The sequence below is a fragment of the Nonomuraea composti genome (assembly GCF_012034275.1).
Taxonomy (GTDB): domain Bacteria; phylum Actinomycetota; class Actinomycetes; order Streptosporangiales; family Streptosporangiaceae; genus Nonomuraea; species Nonomuraea composti.
Genome location: NZ_JAATEP010000012.1, coordinates 18,895 through 37,105, shown reverse-complemented (window position 1 = coordinate 37,105; position 18,211 = coordinate 18,895). Strand labels below are relative to the sequence as shown.

Below are 18,211 nucleotides of genomic sequence, written 5' to 3'. Positions count from 1 at the left end.
GCGTCACGGCCGCCCGAGGTCTCTCACGCACCCACCCGCAGGCGTGTCCGTGAAGGCCGGGAGCTGCCTCAGTCGCATGTCTCACAAGATGACCCCGCTGGCTCGTCAACCCAGCGGAAGTTAGGCGGCCGGGGGCCGGTGACTCCAACACCGGGCCCCGGCCTGTGACCCAGCCACCTGACCAAACCAGGAGCCAGGCCATGAGCCATCACCCTTCCACACCCACGATCATCGGGGAAGCGATTCCGGCCGACACGGTTCGGCCGAAGCGCATCCGGCGCTTCCTCGTCAGCCTTTTCCTGCACCGCCGTGGACCTGCCGTGCCGATCGCTGAGCGGTCCGCCGACGCTGGCGCAGGCCGCCTCGGAGATCGGGTCATCCTCGGCTTCGCGGTGGCTGTGCTGCTCGCCGTTGCCGGCGCGGCGGCGTACGTCTCGTACCACCACTTCTACGGCCTGGCCATCGCCCTCGGGGAGCGGCACGACATGGCCATCCTCTACCCGGCCATGTCCGACGGCGTGATCGTCATGGCGTCGCTGGTGATGGTCTACTGCTCACGCCGCCGCCTGCGCGTGCCAGTGCTGGCGTGGGTCGCGCTCGCCCTGGGCGGCGCGGTCACCCTGGCCGCGAACGTGGCGCACGGCTGGTCCGGCGGACTCGGGTCGCGCCTGGTCAGCGCCCTGGCGCCGCTGGCGTTCGCGGGGGCGTACGAACTGCTGATGTGGATCGTCCGCAACACCCGCCGGCCGTCGGTCGAGAACCCGGCCAAGGAGCACGTGTGCCAGCCGATCGAGACCATCGTCGAGGTGGAGCGCGAGGTACCGGTCCTGCCCACCGACCGGTACGAGGCTGCGCGGCTGGCCTACCTCGACAGCCTCAGCGAGGGCAAGCAGCGCATCGGCCGCCGCCCGCTGATGAACCGGTGGGGGCTGGAGCAGCGCGAAGCGGAGGACATCATCGCCGAGGTGGATCGGGAGCGGGCGCAGGCCGCCGAAGCCGAGGCGGCCGAGGTACCCGACTCTGATGCTGCTCCGCCATCGCTGAGCGGCGTGCAGGCGACCGGCGCGAGCCAGGCGGAGGCGGCGGCGTGATGATGAGCTTCCTGATTCCTGCCATGGGCGTGTTCGTGTTCCTGCTGTGCGTCACCCGCGAGGCGGATGCGGACGCCCGCAGTGCCGGGCAGATGTGGGCGGCCATGCGGCGCGCCGGATGGGGGCGCACCGTCTTCACGGCGGTGCGTGTCTTCGTGGTGGTCGTGCTGCTCGTCCTGGCCGATCTGTGCCGTCTGGCCGGGCACGCGGTCGCTGGGACGCGGGTCGTCGTGGAGGCGCGCGCCGTGCACGCCGAGATCCTCGGCTCGCTGGTCACCCGGACGGAGGTGCGGGCATGACCGCCACCGAGGAGATGCGCGAAGGCATGGCGATCGCTCTCCAGGCCGAGGACGAGGACGTGCGCGTCGCCGCTGAGACCACGCCTGAGCAGGCCAGCCAGGGGGCTCCGGAGGAGGGCGACGGCGTCCTTGAGGGCACCGTGGTTCTCGTCGATCAGGCGCACCGGCCCGAACCGACGGATCTGCTCGCCGAGCTGGCCGCGCGCCGCCGGGAGCGGCAGCCGCTGGTGCCGCTGTGGCTGCGGTCGCGGGCGGATGCCCTGCAGGTGCTCAAGTGGCAGGCCGAGCACACCGGCTACGTGCTGGCCTACCACGCGCTGCGCACCCCGAAGTACGCCGCCAAGCTCGCGGGCCGCTCCCCGGCCGGCGCCTGGCGGCTGCTGGTGGCGCTGGTGCGGTGGCTGTTCGACCTGGAAGGCCGCCCGGTGCGGCGGGCGGCGGCCACGAAAGAGGAGGCGGCGGAGTACCTGGCGTTGTCGCGGCAGCGCGACGACCGGGTCAAGGCGCGGCTGTGGACGCTCCTGGTCGGCGTGATCACCGCGGTCCTGGTCGGCATCTTCGCCACCGTGGCCGCGCCCACCTGGGTGCAGTGGGCGATCCTCGGCGTGCTCATCGCCGGGGCTGGCGTTCTCGGGGCGCCCGCCGATCAGCCGCTGCTGGACCGGGCGGTCGTCCCGAACCGGGTGCGCAAGCTGACCGGTGACCAGGTGCTGGACGCGCTCGGCTCACTCGGCATCTCGGCCATCAACCAGGCACTCGGCAAGAACGGGCGCGGCATCACCTTCCCGGCCCCGATCATGCGGGACGGGCCGGGCTGGCGGGCCGAGGTCGATCTCCCGCTCGGCGTGACCGTGGCAGAGGTGCTGGACAAGCGCGACAAGCTCGCCTCCGGCCTGCGCCGCGCCCTCGGGTGCGTGTGGCCCGAACCGGTCTCGGAAGAGCACCCCGGCCGGCTGGTGCTGTGGGTGGGCGATCAGGAGATGCGCAAGGCCCGGCAGCCGGCCTGGCCGCTGGCCAAGTCGGGGCAGGTCAGCCTGTTCGAGCCGGTCCCGTACGGCAACGACCAGCGCGGCCGGCCGATCTCGATCCTGCTCATGTTCGCCAACGTGCTCATCGGCTCCATGCCGCGCTACGGCAAGACGTTCGCGCTGCGGGTGCTGCTGCTGGCCTGCGCGCTGGACCCGCTGGCCGAGCTGCGGCTGTTCGAGCTGAAGGGCACCGGCGACCTGTCGGCGCTGGAGAAGGTGGCCCACCACTACGCCAAGGGCGCCACCGACTCCGCCAAGGCCGCCTGCGTCGCCTCGCTCGCCGAGGTCTACGCCGAACTGGACCGCCGCGCGGAGGTCATCGACGGCCTGCCGCGCCACCAGGCGCCCGAGTTCAAGGTCACCCCTGAGCTGGCGGCCCGACGCGACCTGGGCCTGCATCCGATGGTGGTGGCGATCGACGAGTGCCAGGAGCTGTTCGCCGACGACGAGTACGGCGAGGAGGCCGCCAAGTACGCCACCGCCATCATCAAGCGCGGCCCCGCCCTCGGGATCATCCTCATCCTGGCCACCCAGCGGCCGGACAAGGACAGCCTGCCCAAGGCCATCTCGGCGAACGCGGGCATACGGATCTGCCTGCGGGTGATGGGCTGGCAGGAGAACGACATGATCCTCGGCACCGGCATGCACCAGGCCGGGGTCAAGGCCACCATGTTCACCCTCAACGACAAGGGCATCTCCTGGGCCGTCGGCATCGCCGAGGATCCGGTGATCGTCCGGTCGGCCTACCTGGACGGCCCCACCTCCGAGCTGATCGCCGAGCGCGCCCTCCACCTCCGCCAGACGACCGGGACGCTGTCCGGGCAGGCGATCGGCCAGGAAGGGCCGCAGCGGGTCTCCTATGACCTGCTGGCCGACATCCTGACCGTGACCACGGCCAAGGAGGACAAGGTCTGGAACAGCACTGTCGTGGACCGGCTGGCCGACTTCCGGCCGGACGCCTACGGCCAGTGGGCGAACCTGGAGGACGACGCCAAGACCGCCGCACTGACCGCCCGCCTCAAGGAGTACGGCGTCAAGACCGAGGACACGTGGGGCCGCGACGCCGCCGGTAAGGGCCGCAACCGCAAGGGCTTCAACCGGTCCGACATCGCCGACGCGTACGCCAGGCGGAAGGCCCAGCCCTAGCGCCCGGAGCACCTTGTCGAACGCCCCTGGAGCCGATTCCAGGGGCGTTCGCATGGGGCTGCTAGAACGCTAGATCCCAGCTCAGAAGGAGATCGCACTGCTAGCCAAGCCGCTAGACCTCGCGGCTGCCCCCGCTAGAGCCGCGCGCTGAAGGAACGGGCGGCAGCCGGTCAGGCTGGGCCGGCCGCGGTGGTCCCCATCCAGCCACAAGGCCGCCGCCATCCGGAACGGCTCCTCAACGGGCGCTCAGAGAGGGCGCAAAGCGGGATCATTAGCTGCATGACGGACCCGACCCCCGCGGCGGTGTTGCCGCTCCTAGCGGCGACTGGCCCTGGCCAGAGCGATCTTCTGATCCATTTCTGCGGTCGCCGACCAGGCTCGATGTTCACTCCCACTGTTCCAGAGGACATCAAGGCGATGACCCCTCAGCAACGCCTGGACGTCATCCTCAGGACACAGACTCTGCGCGCTTTCGTCCCATTCCGCGCAAGCGTGCCGGCCGTCTGCCTGTCGGAGAGTCCTGGGCCTCACCTGCTACACCTGCTCACCGAGCGCGGCATGCCCCCGTGGGGGATCTTCCTCCGTCGCGCCAGCGTGATCGCTGTCGGGGGTGGTGCCATCGCCTACCCACCGGAACCCGTTCACCAGAAGTGGCCACCCGAGCTTCAGGTCTGGGGCAATCCCATTCGCGCCGATGGCCAAGGCATCATGGACTTCACCTGGGAACGAGAGTGGCGCATCCCCTTGCCTCAGGGCGGGCTCTTCCTCTCAGCCGGTGCCGTCGCGGCAGTCTTGGTTGGCGATCCCAACTGGAGACCCACGCCGATGGCCACCACCTGGATCCACGGTCAAACGGGCGCGCCCTTGATCGGCCCCACCATTCCCGAGGCCATCCCACTGAATCACTACCCGGCGGCATGGACCCAGGCCCCACACCTCTATTGGAACGGCTCCACCCTGCAACACATCCCATAGTCCGCCTGAGGGTTGAGCGTCCGCTGCGGGGGGCGTTATACGAGGCCAGTCGCATGGGCTAAGTGCCAGTGGCCAACTGCCGGACGTCGCGTGAGCAGGCGGCGATCACGGCGCCACCGAGCACGATCAGGGCGCATCCCCCGAGAACGACCCGCACGCCGACCAGTTCCGCGGCGGGGCCGGCGACGGCGTACGCGACGGGCACCAGCAGGGTGGCGATCAGGGCGTTCGTGGCGACGATGCGGCTGAGCTGCTCGGTGGGGATGGCCTGTTGGAGGTAGGAGGTCCAGGCGATCAACTGGAGTGTTCCGCCCGCTCCGGTCAGGGCGCCTGCGCCGGCGAGCGCGAGCAGAGGAGCGCCGGTGGCCATGCCGATCAGGAGCAGCGCCACGGGGATCGGGGTGAGGCACATCACCCGGCCGACGCGGGCGGGCGGGAAGAGCAGCGAGGTGATCGAGCCGCACGCCAATCCGATCCCGATCGCGGAGGTGACCAGGCCCCAGCTAACGGCGCCGTCGAGGTAGCGGGTGGCGTAGATGGGGCCGAGCACGCTCACGCCGGCCGCCCAGCACGCCGACGTCAACGCGCTCACCACGGTCAGCACCCACAGCCAGCGGCGGCTGCGGAAGGCCGACCAGCCCTCGGCCAGGTCGGCCAGGAAGCGCCGTCGTTCCCGTCGCGGGGAGGGCGGCAGGCGCAGCGTGAGGAACAGGGCGGCGGAGGCGAGGAAGGTGGCGCCGTCCCAGGCGAGGATGATGCCGGGGCTGCTGAGGGCGATCACCAGCCCGGCCATGCCCGGCCCCAGGATGGCGACGGCGTTGTTGGCGATCTGGAGCAGGGCGTTGGCGTGGCTCAGCATCGGCCCCAGTGGGACGAGCTGCGGGACGAGCCCTTTGACCGCCGGCTGGAAGAACGCTCCGGCGGCGCCGGCGACCATTTGTAGCGCGACCAGCGACCAGACCGCTGCCGCGCCCCTCAGCACGAGCACGCCGGCGACGAGTTGGCACACCCCGCAGATGATCTGGCAGGCCACGATGATGGACAGGCGCGGCAGCCGATCGGCCAGCACCCCCGCGGCCGGGGTGACCGCGATGAACACCAGCAGGCCGCCCATCAGGACCAGCCCGAGCGCGGCGGCACCACCCCCGGCCTCGATGATGGCGAACGCCAGGCCGAGCGGCGCGACGGTGGTGCCGATCGTGGAGGACAGCCGCGCCAGCGCGTACCGGCGATAGTCGCGGTTGGTCCGGAGGAGCTCGACGGGGGCTCGCATGCGGTCACGCATCATGACTTAGGGGTTCCCCTCCTCTGAGCTTGCCCCTGCTTGTCGGCTGGGGGTCGAGGCTCCTTCGAGTTGTCGGCGTTCTGGGATGAGCCGTCAGAGGGATCCTCGATGAGATAGCGAAGCAGCTTCGCGAGCCATGGCCAGCGCGGCGACCCACCGGGCGGTACCCAGCCATAGAAGCCACCGTCAGGGGGCGGGAGGGAGTCCATGGCTGTCCTTCGCGGCGGATGTCCCAGAGCGGCATCAGGGCCGTGGGACAGGCTTTCCGGCGGTCCCGGTCCCACGGCGGCACCGCCCGGTTCGGGCCTGTGCCGGGCGGCTGCCGTGGTCGGGGTCAGCGGCGGGTGGCCACGGCCGGGATGGTCTTCAGGAGGACGCACGGCTGTTGACCGGCTGGGCGGGCATGGTCAGGCCCGCCTCTATCACCGCCTCGCCCGTCTTCACCGCTGAGAAGAGGCTGGGCATCCAAGGGTCGGGGATGGTGCCGAGCCCGAGCCCTGCGTCCTGCACCGCCGAGGTGAGTTCGTGCTGCTCGGCAGGGCTGAGTAGCGTACTGGCCTGCTTGTGCGCCAGGACCTCCCGGGCGGCGTAGCCGTCGGAGGTGGTGCGGATGTCTCCGATCAGGGAGGTGAACACGCGGTTGGCCACGGGGCAGCCGGTTTCGGCGGTCAGATCCAGGATGGTCAGGCCGAGCCGCGTGCGGAAGATCAACAGTCCTGGCACGCGGTCGAGCTCCAGAAACTGGCGTTGGACCTGAGCGATCGTGTCGTCCGGTGCTCGCCCGACGGCGTGGTTGCACAAGGCGTCCAGACAGCCGCCCACCAGGCATTCCCATGGCTGCTCGGGGGCGCTGCCGGCAACGAGGTTCAGGGCGTCCTCGGTGCGCCCGGCGAGGCAGTGCGCGACGATCGTGGCCTGGCGGCCGTCCAGGAGCCGCTGGCCAACCCCGTGGTACTGCTGCGCGTGGGCGACCGCCTGGTCCCACTGGCCCGCGCTGATGAGCGCTCGGATGCCTTCGGCCAGGAAGACGCCCCACAGCCACTTGCGCACGGTGTGGAGGTCGCTACCGGATCGGATCAGGCCGTCGAACGGGACGCGATGGCCGTCGATGTCGGCCGTGCTGCCGTCGCTGACGGCGAGGAAGAGGGAGTGCAGCAGGAGGTAAGCGCGGGCGCCGTCGCGTTCGCGGATGGCGAGCCGGGCGAGGTTGACGAGCGGTTCCAGGGCGTGGCGTGCCTGGGGCGCATCCAAGGGCCAGGCGGGCAGGTAGGCGGTGAAGTGCCGCCAGCACAGGGAGCGGGCCACGGCGGCGGCGCCGCAGTCGCTGGCGATCAGGGCGGCCTTGTTCAGCGTCTCGGCGGCGATGGTCAGGCGGTCGGCTCTCGTGCTCGCGGCGGCGGTCGTGGCCAGGTCACGCAGTTCGGTGATGCGGGCCCCGAGCGGCAGGCAGGCCGGGCGGGGGCGCGGGATCAGGGGGAAGCGCTGCGCGGCCTGCGGCAAGGCGTTCATCCTGGTCAGCTCCTAGCGGTGAGGGCGACCCCGGCCGCGCCGGACCACAGCGATTGGGGCCAGACCAGGCCGTTTCCCGGTGGTTCGGCTGTCCACGGCCGGGGGTCGGCGAGGGTTGCGGCGATGGACTCTGCCATGGCCAACGCGCTCGCGCGGGTCTCGTTCATGGTCAGCGTCTCCTGGGGCGGTTGGTCCAGCTCAGCGCGGCGGCGCGGGCCAGGTGCAGGCAGGTCCGCTCGCCGGCCGGGGAGAGCCCCGCCATGCGGACGTGGTGCAGGTGCAGCAGATCGGGCAGTACGACGGCCAGGGGCAGCGTGCCGGCCTCTTGCAGCGCGTCGCGGTAGTCGGCGAGTGTCTGCCGTCGCCGTGCCCAGCAGGAAACGATCTGCTCGCCCGCCAGGTGTTCGGCCAGGGCTGCGTGGTCGCCCGGCTGGGCCAGGCGTACGGCCTGGTCGTAGATGATCCGGTCGGGTGGGGAGGCGCCAGGTCGGCTGTGACGGATCAGCCAGCGCATCGCGGTACCGGCGTCCCCCAGGAAGGCGGCGGCGATGTCGAGCAGGCTCGCGGCGGTCACCGCGTGCAGGTTCGGCCCTCCCCGGGAAGCGGTCGCCGTCAACTGCGCGAGGGCGGTGGCGGAGTCGGCCGCGAAGTACGCCTCGGCCGCGTCCATGGCCGTGGGACCGCCGAAGCGGGCGGTCTCCGGCAGGTAGGTGTCCCACTGCACGCGCGCCGTCAGCCCAGCCCGACGGACTTGCTCGGTCCATGCGGTGACCTGCGCAGTGGCATCGGTGAGCCTGCTCTCGGCAACGGTGAGCCGGATGCTGAGGTGGTGGTCGGGATCGCGGTAGCGAAGGAACCACCACTGGGCGTCGGCTCCGAGTGCGTCGGTCAGGCGCGGCAGGTGGCGGGTGAGGATGGCGTCGTGCCGGTCGGGGTGCCCGTACAGCTTGAGCGAGACCCGCCCGTGCTGGCCGGGCAGGAAACCGTCCTCTCAAGTGGCCACCTCGCGCGAGAGACGGGGTTGCTCGGCAGGCCGGCCGGTCCCGGTGAGCGGGATCACGAGCTCGTGGGCGCGGCAGCCGATCCATCCGGCCGCGTCCGCTGAGGGGGCGGCGCGCAGCACGGCGGTGCCGGCGCGGTCGACCTGGGCGCGCAGCAGGGCGCGGTGCGCGGGCTCGCGGAGGTCGATCGGTAGGTGCTGGTCGCCGCCGCCGAGGCTGACCGTCTCCGGCAGCGCCACCAGCTTCCGCCAGGCGGTCAGGGCGGCGTCCCACTGCGCCCAGGTGGCCGAGGGCGCGGGCAGGTCGGCTGCGGTGAGCCGCCACCGGGCAGGCGAGAGGATCGTACGCCCGTAGCGCAGCGCGGGGACGAACGGCAGCGCGGAGGCGGGACCCCAGTCGAAGCCGGCGCACGGTGCTCGAAGGGCATGCGGCGCTTCGAGCAGGAACCGCACCAGCGGGTGGGTGTGCTGGATCAGGTTGACCGCGTTGAAGATCACCGGCTCGATGGTGCGGCGGCGTGACAGCGACACCAGGTAGACGCCCCGCAGGTCGGCAGTGACGGCCAGATCGTCCAGAGCCACCATGTGGGCATTGTCGAAGGCGTCGCCTACCGGCAGCAGGTCCGGCAGCACCTGGAGGGCGCGGGCGACATTCTCGGTGACGGCGTACGGTGCCGGGGCCGATACCTGGACGGCAAGTGCGCCCCGGGTGCCTGTGGGCAGGCTCCCGTAAGCCTGGAGGTGCTCGTCGTCGAACAGGTCAAGGAACCGGCCGGTGATGGTGCCCACGGCACGCGAGGCGCCGACGACGACGAGTGTGAACCGGCCCTCGGCCAACGCCTGCGGCGTGGCCGCCTCGACCCGTACGGTCAGCTCCGTAGTGGGCTGAACCGGCGCGTCCGGGCCCACACCACCGAGTTCGGCGATCATGTCGTCACCAAGCAGGATCTCGCGCTGGCGGCGTAGCGCGGCGTTGTGGGCCAGGGCCAGCAATTTGCGGTCGCGATCGGCCAGCATCACCGTTTCGGATGTGGGTGCACCGTCGTAGCCGACTGGGTAACCGAGCCCGATGTCGGGATCAACGGCGTCCCGGAGCGGTACCAGGGCGCGTGGGCCGTACCGGTCCAGGAACCGCTCATGCCAGGCCACCCACTCAGCGGAGAGCACGGGTCGGCGGGCCAGACGGACCAGCGCGGCGGCTGCCGTAGCCGCCTCGGACGCGACCGCGGCGGGCATCGTCACCTCCCCGTCCAGGTGCAGATCGACCGAGAGCGGCGGGCGCTTCGTGCGGTGGATTCCCGCCATCGCCGCCACCGCGCGTGCTCGATGCTCGCCCGCCGCTGCCGTGGGCGCCCGATCATGAGCGGCGAGGTCATCGGCGATGACACGCAAGCCCTTCACGATGTCGGCCACCTCGCCGATCTCGTCCGCGTTCACCGCGTCCAGCTCGTGGAGGAGGTGCCGCAGGGGATCACAGCGCGTCATGGGCGGGCGCAGGCTGGTGAGCAGAAGGCGCTGGGCGACCAGCTCGGCCACGAGCGCGTCGACGGTGGTCTCGGCAGTGCGCGGGGAGGCGGCCGACAGCCGGGTCATCAGCTCCGACACCAGGAGGGGCTCGCGAGCCAGCCGGAGCGCCGTTCGTACGGGGCCGGTGGCGCGCACGCTCACATGCCCCGGAGCGCCGCCGGCCTCGGTACTGGCGCGGTGTTCGAGCACCAGGCGGCCATCACGCTCGAAGGCGAGGTTGTTGGCCGTCACCTCCAGCCGCCGCAGCAGCTCAGTCTCGCCTTCCAGCCGGTGGACGACCCCGCCGAGCCACTCCGCGGTGATCCGGGCCCTCGGGCGGTGCGCGTCCCCGATGCGCACCGCCGGCAGATCCGACACGGAGCTGATGCGCGCCGGAGCGACGCCGGCGAACAGGCCGAACGGCGTGGCCCGGCCCGAGGCGCGCAGCAGGTAGCGCAGCACGGAGAGCACCGCCCGGCGCGTCGCCAGGTCGGACATACGCCCGCCAGCGCAGATCTCGCGTACTCGCCGGGCCAGGTCCGGGCTGGCCTGCTCCACGGCCGCCGCGAACCCGGGCGTCTGCCACGTACGAGCCAGCCAAGCACGCCAGGAAGCGGGACCGGCGTCCAGGCCGGTCAGATCGGGCCACGAGGCGATCTGCTGATCCGGCGGCCACACTGGGGCACGCAAGATGGCGGAGTCGAGGTATCGGTACATCAGCCGCTCCCGTGACTTGGGGGGTGCCCGACCGGCCGGGCAGCGGATGGCCGGTCGGGCGCTCGGGTCAGGCGTCGGATCTCGGCGGAGCGCCTACGTGCCGCAGCTCACGCATGCGGTCCCGCAGGTCGAGTTGCAGCCGTCGTCGGTCATGCGGATGAGCTGCTCGGCGGCCACGCCGGACTCGACGATGGTCACGTCCAGGTCGGCGAGCCACTCGGCGTCCCAGCCATCGCTGGTCTGATCGGGAGTGAGGGGCGCGAGTGCTGCCGCGCCTGCATCGGGGGCGGGTGGCGCGAGTGCTGTCGCACCTGCGGAAGTGCGGGCGGTCATGACGGTGCCTCCTTCGTTGGGGCGGTTGGGGTTCCCCGGTGCCTCCTCGGGCAGGTCGTTCGAGCTCTCGAGGGCTCCGGTGGTCTAGGGCCAGGTGACGACGACGGTCCCGTGCCGCTTCGGCAGGACGCCGGCCGAGGGTGCCGGCGGGGTGGCGGCCTTGGGGAGATACCGGATGGAGGCGGCGCCGCGCCGGTGGTACTTGTCTGCCCACTGGCGCAGCAGCTCCGCGTACCGGGCGGCGAGAGTTCCGGCCGAGGGGCCGTGCGCGTAGACGCCGCTCTCGTATCCGCTGCTCATGTCCTCGTTCGGCCGCGCCGCGCGGTAGGCGAAGCTGTCCCCGTTGATCAGAACGGGCACGCCCCGCAGGGCCGGGCGGGCGACCAGATCGTGGTCGATGGCCTCCTGGTCGGCGTGCAGCAGCGCCATGTCCGCTTCGTTGGTGAGCAGGAACAGTGCCTGCTCGTCGGGCATGTCGAACACCGCGCCGGACCAGCGTTCGAGCCGCGGCAGGTGCAGCGCCCGGCGCAACGCGTCCCTGTCGACCTTGAGGTCCTCGTCATCCCAGCGCAGCACCACCCCGTCCTCGATCGCGACCGTCCGCTCGGTGTGGGACCCGGCTCCCTGGAACGGCACGAAGACGCACAACCCGTAGTCACGGCTGACCAGGCCGCCTGCGCTTTCCCGGTCGAACGCGATCCAGCGGGTCGTCCCCTTCATCCGCAGCGGAACGACGATGCGGCCGTCGCCGCCGAGCTGCTCGATCCAGGCGGGCGGGATGTCCCAGCTCCCGGCCGTGACGATGATCCTGTCGAACGGGGCAGCCTCGGGGACGCCCCGCTCCGCGTCGGCCAGCATCACTTGCACGTGGTCGTAGCCCGCCTCGTGCAGGAAGGCGCCGGCGCGCTCGACGATGTCGGGGTCGATGTCCACCGTGGTGACGCGCCCGCTGTCGCCGACAAGTTCGGCCATCAGCGCGGCGTTGTAGCCGCCGCTGCCGACCTCGCACACGCGCATGCCGGGCTTGATCTCAGCCGCTTCCAGCATGACGGCCTGGAGATGCGGGGCCGATACCGAGCTGAGGGTCAGGCCGTTGTCGTCACGCTTGACGATCGGCGCGTTGTCCACGCCGTAGGCGACCTCCAGCGACTCGCCCGGCGTGAACAGGTGGCGCGGCACGGCGGCGAAGGCCGCCGCCACGGGCTCGGACTGGATCGCGCCCTGCTCACGGAGCTCGTGCACCATGGCGTCACGTAGCGCGGCGACGTCGTGGACGTCGTTGTCGGTGGTCACAGGGTGGGTCCCCTCTTCGTGGTCGTGTTGGGCAACGGGTTGATGGTGGCTGCTGACGGGGGCTATCCGGGGTCAGCCGCGCCGCCTGCTTCCCTTGAGGAAGGTGTCGGGCTCTGCGGCCTCCCCACGGCGCAGATGCTCATCGCGGTGCCGCTCGGCCAGAGCGATGTAGACGTCCATGGCCTGCCGATGACGCCCGCGGCCGGTCTCCTCGTAGTCGCCACCGCCGGCGGAGCGGAGCACGAAGAACTGGCCGCCCTCGGACGCCCACTCGAACCGGCCGCAGCACGAGGTGTGTGTGACCCGTAGCAGGTTGCCGATCGGCTTGTACGGGACCCACGCGAAGGCGGGTTCGTCCTGCTCCGGCTCGGCCTGCTGGGGCTGGCGTGCTCTGGTCATGGTCTGCTCTCCACCCGGGTCGGACTGTTCTCTGCGGTGGGGGGCGAGCAGTAAGCGGAGCGCGGCGGTGCCGATCGGCCGCCGTGGTGAAGATGGCACCGGCGTGGGGTGCTTCTGAGCTGCTTGAGGCGGTGGCGCAGGCTGGGCGTCAATCACTGGCGAGCGGACGCCCAGCCTGCGACCGGTGCGATGCGGTGGGGAAGACGACACCGGGCCGCACGCACGCGGCATGGCAGTACGGCGCGCGAGGGTGCGCCGCGCGGTGACTGGCCGCTGCCATGCCACGGTCATCTGTCCTTACGCTCCGCCATCACCATGAGGAAGTGCGGCGCGTCCCGCAGCGGGGTACGTCCGCCTTCCTCCGGCAGGAAGTCGATCGTGCGGACGACGCCCGGGTCCTTGATGGCGAAGTCGCGCACCAGGTCCAGCACCTGGCGCTCGCTGCGGACGTAGATCGGCACACCGCCGTGCAGCTCGGCGTAGGCGGCTCTGCCGCGCTCGACGGCCTCCGGGTCCATGCCGTCCCCCGTCACGTGGGTCACCACGACCACACTGCGGGGAGCCAGGCGGGCCCGCAGGGCGAATCTGAGGTCGGTGCACTGCTCGTCGGTCAGAAAGTGCAGCACCGCGCCCAGGATGACCACGACCGGCTTGCCCAGCCACAGGTGAGCGCTCATGGCGTCGAGGACCTTGGCACTCTGTCGTAGGTCCTGCTGCACCACGCTGACGCCGGGGCCGCGCAGCAGCGCGCGGCAGGTCGTCACGACCACCTGATCGGAGTCCAGGGCCAGCCACTTGACGTCCGGCTCGATGCCGGCGGCGGCGTCGTACAGGTCCGGCAGCCCGAGGGCGTCCATGCCCTGCACGGGCTTGCCACAGCCCAGGTCGGCGAACTGCTTGTAGCCGCGCTCGGCGAGGTGGCGGACGACGCGGACCAGCGCGGCGGCGTTCTCCTGGGCCACCTCGTCCACCTTGTCGTGGATCGTCCTCTTGAGCTTGTCCACGGCTTCCCGGTCGGGAGCGAACGCCTCCTTGTCCGCCCCACGCAGCGCGGCGTAAGTGCGGGCCGGAACGGCCTCGGCCGGGTTGAAACTGGCGCCGGGTGGCGGAGTGAGCGGGGTGTCGGTCATCTGGGTCTCACTTGATCGTCGAGGGGGAGGAGCCGCAGGACGGGCGTCACCACGTGGCCGTCTTTGGCGGGTGGTCCTCGCGTACGGCGAAGAAGTTCGCGAGCCGGTTCCTGATCGTGACCGCGATCTGGTGAGCGTCGTCGGCGCCGATATCGACGCGCAGGACGTCGTATCCGGCCTGGATGAGCCGGTCGCACGCCTGCCGGTAGAAGTGCGCCTCGGCGTGACTGGATCTGGGGGTGAGCTGGAAGCGGTTGTGCGCTCCTCGTTCCGCCAGCCGCGCGGCGATCACCTCGGGTGCGCCTTCGAGGACCACCGCCAGGTCCGGCCGGTCGGCGAGGGAGTTCAGGGCCCACAGGAAGGCCGGGTCCACCCCGTCGAAGCGCTGCATCACCAGCGCGGACGGTACGTATCGGTCGCAGAGCACGATCTCGCCGGCGTCCAGGTGGGGCTTGATCTCGGTTTCGAGGTGGTGGTAGCGGTCGGCGGCGTACAGGCACGCCAGCGCGGGGCCGGTGACGGTCTCGGTCATCTCGCGGGCGATCTTGCCGAGCACTCCGTTGGACGGTTCGGCGGTGGTGTGGACGTGCTCGCCGTCGGCCACCAGGAGCTGCGACAGGTGCGCGACGATGGTCGACTTACCGGCGCCGGAGGGGCCGTCGATGCTGGTGAACAGGCCGCGTTGATGGTCAGAAAAGGGTTTGAGCTGCGTCATCGGTCGATCCTTCGCGGGAGGTCGTCGGGTCGGTCAGCAGGGCGGCCAGCGGCAGCGGTTCCGCGCCGGCGGCGAGGTGCGCGAGGAGACGGGCGCAGACGAGAGAGTCGTAGGCCGCGCGGTGAGGTGCCAGGCCGGCGGGCAGGCCGGTGGCGAGCTTCAGTTCCTCCGCGAGCACGCCGAGCTTGTACGAGGGGCGGCCCGGCAGGAGACGACGGGCCAGCTTGAGGGTGTCGATGACCAGGGAGGGCTGGAACCCCGGCAGTTCCCGGGCCAGCACGCTGAGGTCCACGTGCGCGTTGTGCGCCACGAAGATGGCGCCGCCGAAGGCCGCCATGATGTCCGGGGCGTACTCGGCAGCCGGCGGAGCGGACGCCACCTGCTGGTTGGAGATGCCGTGGATGCGGCAGGCCAGCGGCGTGATCGGCCTCGGCGGCTTCACCAGCCACGTGAGCGGTTCTCCTACCGTGCCCTGCTCGATCGGGACGATGGCCAGCTCGACGAGGTCAGGAGGTTGCTGCCCGTTGCCTTCGACGTCCGCGACGGCGTAGCGGAACGCCGTCCACGCCTGCCTGTCGATGTCAGCCATTGGTGCTCTCCCATCCGATCGCGGCCCGGCCGTGCCGTCGTCGGCGATGAGGATGCGCGGCGTCATGGACCTGGAAGCCGAGCCGGTGCTGGAGGTAATAGCGCGGCTGCTCGGACGGCAGCCCCTCGACCTCCGCCGCCCGCTCCGTCACCTCGATGACGCGCATGCCGGTGGCTTCGGGCAAGGCGCCGGCGGCCTCCAGGAGCTGGAGAGCGGTCGGTACGCGGTGCGCCTGGGCGCACCGGTCGAGCTGAGCGGCCGGGCAGATGTCGCACAGCTCGTCGATGCCGTAGTGCCCGTTGTAGTCCGGCAGGCCGTGGGCGTACGAGACGGCGCACGAGGTCTTGCGGAACAGCGGCGGCGCGTCCGGCGGCCGGCGCGCGAACGCCGCGAGGATGCGTTCCTCCAGGGTCTCAGGGACGATCTTGCGGCGGGCGGTCTCCTCGTAGGGCTCGGGCAGGCCGTTGGCGCGGTAGTAGTCCGCGATCTCGTCCCGGTAGAACAGGCCAGTGAACACCGTGGCGTCGGCCCACCTGGACAGACCTACAGCCCGCGCCAGGTGGGCCGTGGTGTCGTTCAGGCCGGGCACCAGGGGACGCCAGTAGAAGATCGTCCGGTAGCGGCGCGGCCCGTACGACGTGGCCAGCCGCATGGACCGCACGGCGGTCCCGGAGGGATGCGGCTCGATCCGCTTGTCGTCGATCCCCGAGTACGTGAACAGCAGCGTCACCTTCACGTTCGCCAACGAGTTGAGCCGCTCACAGTCGCGGACGCTCACGAAACCACGGGTGATCACCAGCACGGGGTTCGTGAGCCCTCGCCGGTCGAGGTCCTCCAGCACCGCGAACAGGTGGCCCCGCACGCCCGGCAGGAACGGGTCGGTGGCCCGGTTGAACACCTGCAACGGGGTGTCGTGCGGCCGGAAGTACCGATGCCTGACGAGCTGCTCGACCGCCTCGCCGTCACTCATCAACGCCCGCGGCCGATCAGCGTCCCACAGGTCGTAGGTGTGCCGGATGCAGAACGCGCAGCCGAGCGGGCAGCCCTGCACGTGGTTGAGGGACAGCCCCGACTTCCGGTACTCGACGACCTCACGTGCCCGCTGCGGGAGCGCGGCCACGGCCTCCTTGGACAGGAGCGGAACGAACGCTGAACTCACGACAATCTCCAGGTCAGGACCGTCGATGGCGCTGTCAGCGTGACACGGAGGCGAAGAGAACGGCGAGGAAAGTTCTAGAGATTTCTCGAATCTGACCAGCCGGCGACGACGAGGCGAAACATCGAGCTACGCCGTCGCGGCGTTTTCGCCATCGTCGTCGGGCAGCGTCGAGCGCAGCTCCTCCATCACCTGGGTGATGACCGCGCGGGCGCTGGCGCCGTAGGCCGCGACGGAGGCCATCGCGCCGAAGACCTTCTCGTGCAGGTCGATCTCCTGGGCCTGGGTCAGCGTCAGCTCGGCCGAGAAGATCTCCACGAGCACCTGGCGGTCATCGAAGATCCAGAAGCCGCACCCGGGGGCGATGACGAACGGCGTGCCGAACGGAATGACGCCGAGGCGCACGTTGGGCAGCGTCGAGGCGGCCACCAGCCGATCGAGCTGGGGCAGCATCAGCTCCGGCGGGCACAGCCGGTACCGGAGAACGGCCTCGGTGATCACGAAGTGGAAGCGCTTGCGCGGGTCGTAGAGGATGTCCTGCCGGGCCAGCCGGGCTCGTACGGCGTCGTCGATGTCGTTCGTGATGCCGAACACCGTGATGGCCTGAGCAAGCCGGTGACGAGCGTACCCGGCAGTCTGGAGCAGCCCGGGAACGAAGGCGGGCTCGAAGACCCGAAGACGAGCGGCGCGCCGCTCCATGTCGGCCCAGGTGCCCTGATGATGGCGGGTGCCCCCGCTCAGGAGCCGCTGCCACTCCGCGTGCGCCGACTCCATCGTGCGCAGCATCGCCAGCACCGAGGCGGCGTCCTGCTCGTCGCCGGTCGTCGCGCCGACCCAGCCCGTGACGTCGGCCTCGGTGGGAGTCTGCTTCCCTGTCTCCAGCTTCGAGATCTTCGAGGCAGGCCAGGAGAGACGCTCGGCGAGCTCACGGCCGGTCAGGCCGGCGGACGCGCGCAGGCTGCGCAGCTTGTTGCCGAGCGCCACTCGGGCTTGCTGGACGCTGGTCACGCCCCCTTTTCTACTCAGCCGTCCTACTCCCGTGCCAGGTCGGCGAGGAACTGATCGCGGGTGACCGCCCGGTGCCAGGCATCGTCCCGAGCCGCCGCCAGCTCGACCACGATGGCTGGGTCGGTGACGATCTCGGCGCCGAGCAGGATGTCATCCTCGTCGAACTTCAGCCGGGCGGCCCACTTGGAGTCGAACAGCCAATAGTCGAGCTCCGGCAGACCGGCCGCCTGCGCCCGGTCCAGGTAGCGGATGTCCTCTCCCGCCTGGATGGCGAACTGCGCGCACCACAGGCCGAAGCGGGAGTAGTCCGACAGCGGGACGGAGACGACCCGCACGCGGTGGACGAACTTGCCCTTGGCCGCGTGGTCGGCCATGAGATCGAGCCAGGGCCGGTTCCACGCCAGGTCGTCGGGCTCGCCGGCGAGAAACTTGCGGATCGGCTCGTGCTCGCCCGGGGAGTTGTAGCGCTCCCTCGGCTCCAGCCGGAACGCGGTGTGCTCGAACGACCTGAACAGGTCACCGAACGCGTCGCCGGAAACCAGCGTCAACGCCCCTCCCCGGCGCCTTCGTCGGTCGCCTCGGTCGTGGCGGCGCCGTTGGCGGTGAGGGCCTGGTAGAAGCTCAGCAGCTCCAGTGGGATCTCGATGTCGGCCTCCCCGGCAGGAACCTCCCCCAGGTCGGCGAGCGCCTGCGAGTCGGTGACGCGGTAGCCGCGCACCACGAGGCTGCCCCGGTCAGTGGCCCACAGGGTGGGCGAGCCGCCGTTCTGCGAGGTCGAACCGAGGAACGTAACCCTCATACCTGCCTCCAATGGAGAAGAATTCGAGAACATTCACCATGAGGGGACTACGGCTCGACGTAGTCGTCAACCTTCCAGACCCGATTGCTCCGGAGATGCGCTGGGGTGAGCCTGGCACCCGCCCCGTACCAGCGCCGGTGGCTCAGGTCGAGATCGCCACCTCCTACCGCCTGGCAGGCCCGACCGGACGGCGGCTGTACTCCAAGATGGCCATGGTCCTGCAACCGTCACCA

The 18,211-nt window shown here is 70.8% G+C and carries 18 protein-coding genes; 4 read left to right on the top strand and 14 right to left on the bottom strand.

The window, feature by feature from the left end:
• Nucleotides 1-392 precede the first annotated feature (392 nt).
• The 4 genes from HCN51_RS18550 (at nucleotide 393) to HCN51_RS18535 (ending at nucleotide 4,539) form a co-directional block, all read left to right on the top strand.
• Complete coding sequence (locus tag HCN51_RS18550) at nucleotides 393-1,091, top strand: DUF2637 domain-containing protein (RefSeq protein WP_168010820.1); 699 nt, start codon at nucleotides 393-395, stop codon at nucleotides 1,089-1,091.
• Nucleotides 1,091-1,390 (top strand): hypothetical protein, encoded by a 300-nt coding sequence (locus HCN51_RS18545; RefSeq protein WP_168010819.1) that lies wholly within the window; start codon nucleotides 1,091-1,093, stop codon nucleotides 1,388-1,390. Before HCN51_RS18550 ends, HCN51_RS18545 begins: the two co-directional genes overlap by 1 nt.
• Nucleotides 1,387-3,564 carry an FtsK/SpoIIIE domain-containing protein gene (locus tag HCN51_RS18540; protein ID WP_168010818.1) on the top strand — a complete coding sequence of 726 codons (2,178 nt, stop codon included), beginning with the start codon at nucleotides 1,387-1,389 and terminating at the stop codon, nucleotides 3,562-3,564. The genes HCN51_RS18545 and HCN51_RS18540 overlap by 4 nt, the downstream gene beginning before the upstream one ends.
• Before the next feature lie 279 nt (nucleotides 3,565-3,843).
• Nucleotides 3,844-4,539 (top strand): hypothetical protein, encoded by a 696-nt coding sequence (locus HCN51_RS18535; RefSeq protein WP_168010817.1) that lies wholly within the window; start codon nucleotides 3,844-3,846, stop codon nucleotides 4,537-4,539.
• Nucleotides 4,540-4,597: 58 nt separating this feature from the next.
• On the opposite strand, the gene HCN51_RS18530 is transcribed toward HCN51_RS18535, so the two are convergent.
• The 14 genes from HCN51_RS18530 to HCN51_RS18470 form a co-directional block, all read right to left on the bottom strand.
• Nucleotides 4,598-5,812, bottom strand: a complete 1,215-nt coding sequence (locus HCN51_RS18530; protein ID WP_168010816.1) for an MFS transporter — start codon at nucleotides 5,810-5,812, stop codon at nucleotides 4,598-4,600.
• 378 nt (nucleotides 5,813-6,190) lie between these two features.
• Nucleotides 6,191-7,333, bottom strand: a complete 1,143-nt coding sequence (locus HCN51_RS18525; RefSeq protein WP_168010815.1) for a hypothetical protein — start codon at nucleotides 7,331-7,333, stop codon at nucleotides 6,191-6,193.
• 169 nt (nucleotides 7,334-7,502) lie between these two features.
• Entirely contained in the window at nucleotides 7,503-8,279 is a 777-nt protein-coding gene (locus tag HCN51_RS58120; protein WP_277350033.1) for a thiopeptide-type bacteriocin biosynthesis protein, read from the bottom strand.
• 45 nt (nucleotides 8,280-8,324) lie between these two features.
• Nucleotides 8,325-10,556 (bottom strand): lantibiotic dehydratase family protein, encoded by a 2,232-nt coding sequence (locus HCN51_RS18520; RefSeq protein ID WP_206067181.1) that lies wholly within the window; start codon nucleotides 10,554-10,556, stop codon nucleotides 8,325-8,327.
• 93 nt (nucleotides 10,557-10,649) lie between these two features.
• Complete coding sequence (locus HCN51_RS18515) at nucleotides 10,650-10,889, bottom strand: FxLD family lanthipeptide (protein WP_168010814.1); 240 nt, start codon at nucleotides 10,887-10,889, stop codon at nucleotides 10,650-10,652.
• 84 nt (nucleotides 10,890-10,973) lie between these two features.
• On the bottom strand, nucleotides 10,974-12,182 hold the full coding sequence (fxlM, locus tag HCN51_RS18510) for a methyltransferase, FxLD system (protein WP_168010813.1): 1,209 nt from the start codon (nucleotides 12,180-12,182) through the stop codon (nucleotides 10,974-10,976).
• 72 nt (nucleotides 12,183-12,254) lie between these two features.
• A complete protein-coding gene (locus tag HCN51_RS18505; protein ID WP_168010812.1) occupies nucleotides 12,255-12,581 on the bottom strand; it encodes a hypothetical protein in 327 nt (108 codons plus the stop codon).
• 287 nt (nucleotides 12,582-12,868) lie between these two features.
• Complete coding sequence (locus tag HCN51_RS18500; RefSeq protein ID WP_168010811.1) at nucleotides 12,869-13,711, bottom strand: SAM-dependent methyltransferase; 843 nt, start codon at nucleotides 13,709-13,711, stop codon at nucleotides 12,869-12,871.
• Between the two features lie 46 nt (nucleotides 13,712-13,757).
• Entirely contained in the window at nucleotides 13,758-14,426 is a 669-nt protein-coding gene (tmk, locus tag HCN51_RS18495) for a dTMP kinase (RefSeq protein ID WP_168010810.1), read from the bottom strand.
• Nucleotides 14,401-15,015 carry a 3'-5' exonuclease gene (locus HCN51_RS18490; RefSeq protein ID WP_168010809.1) on the bottom strand — a complete coding sequence of 205 codons (615 nt, stop codon included), beginning with the start codon at nucleotides 15,013-15,015 and terminating at the stop codon, nucleotides 14,401-14,403. Before HCN51_RS18490 ends, tmk begins: the two co-directional genes overlap by 26 nt.
• On the bottom strand, nucleotides 15,008-16,174 hold the full coding sequence (locus HCN51_RS18485) for a hypothetical protein (protein ID WP_206067180.1): 1,167 nt from the start codon (nucleotides 16,172-16,174) through the stop codon (nucleotides 15,008-15,010). Before HCN51_RS18485 ends, HCN51_RS18490 begins: the two co-directional genes overlap by 8 nt.
• Before the next feature lie 126 nt (nucleotides 16,175-16,300).
• Nucleotides 16,301-17,179 (bottom strand): Scr1 family TA system antitoxin-like transcriptional regulator, encoded by an 879-nt coding sequence (locus tag HCN51_RS18480; protein ID WP_206067179.1) that lies wholly within the window; start codon nucleotides 17,177-17,179, stop codon nucleotides 16,301-16,303.
• A gap of 23 nt (nucleotides 17,180-17,202) precedes the next feature.
• On the bottom strand, nucleotides 17,203-17,727 hold the full coding sequence (locus HCN51_RS18475) for a DUF6879 family protein (protein WP_168010808.1): 525 nt from the start codon (nucleotides 17,725-17,727) through the stop codon (nucleotides 17,203-17,205).
• The gene (locus HCN51_RS18470; protein WP_206067178.1) at nucleotides 17,724-17,978 is read right to left on the bottom strand and encodes a hypothetical protein; all 255 of its coding nucleotides are present in this window, start codon (nucleotides 17,976-17,978) and stop codon (nucleotides 17,724-17,726) included. Before HCN51_RS18470 ends, HCN51_RS18475 begins: the two co-directional genes overlap by 4 nt.
• Nucleotides 17,979-18,211: the final 233 nt, after the last annotated feature.

Excerpts from the sequence above, each read along its gene's own strand:
- HCN51_RS18525 (WP_168010815.1), bottom strand. The coding sequence starts at position 7,333 with ATGAACGCCTTGCCGCAGGCCGCGCAGCGCTTCCCCCTGATCCCGCGC.
- HCN51_RS18530 (WP_168010816.1), bottom strand. The coding sequence starts at position 5,812 with ATGCGAGCCCCCGTCGAGCTCCTCCGGACCAACCGCGACTATCGCCGG.
- HCN51_RS18545 (WP_168010819.1), top strand. The coding sequence starts at position 1,091 with ATGATGAGCTTCCTGATTCCTGCCATGGGCGTGTTCGTGTTCCTGCTG.
- HCN51_RS18520 (WP_206067181.1), bottom strand. The coding sequence starts at position 10,556 with ATGTACCGATACCTCGACTCCGCCATCTTGCGTGCCCCAGTGTGGCCG.
- HCN51_RS18540 (WP_168010818.1), top strand. The coding sequence starts at position 1,387 with ATGACCGCCACCGAGGAGATGCGCGAAGGCATGGCGATCGCTCTCCAG.
- HCN51_RS18505 (WP_168010812.1), bottom strand. The coding sequence starts at position 12,581 with ATGACCAGAGCACGCCAGCCCCAGCAGGCCGAGCCGGAGCAGGACGAA.
- HCN51_RS18515 (WP_168010814.1), bottom strand. The coding sequence starts at position 10,889 with ATGACCGCCCGCACTTCCGCAGGTGCGACAGCACTCGCGCCACCCGCC.
- tmk (WP_168010810.1), bottom strand. The coding sequence starts at position 14,426 with ATGACGCAGCTCAAACCCTTTTCTGACCATCAACGCGGCCTGTTCACC.
- HCN51_RS18535 (WP_168010817.1), top strand. The coding sequence starts at position 3,844 with ATGACGGACCCGACCCCCGCGGCGGTGTTGCCGCTCCTAGCGGCGACT.
- HCN51_RS18490 (WP_168010809.1), bottom strand. The coding sequence starts at position 15,015 with ATGGCTGACATCGACAGGCAGGCGTGGACGGCGTTCCGCTACGCCGTC.
- HCN51_RS18500 (WP_168010811.1), bottom strand. The coding sequence starts at position 13,711 with ATGACCGACACCCCGCTCACTCCGCCACCCGGCGCCAGTTTCAACCCG.
- HCN51_RS18470 (WP_206067178.1), bottom strand. The coding sequence starts at position 17,978 with ATGAGGGTTACGTTCCTCGGTTCGACCTCGCAGAACGGCGGCTCGCCC.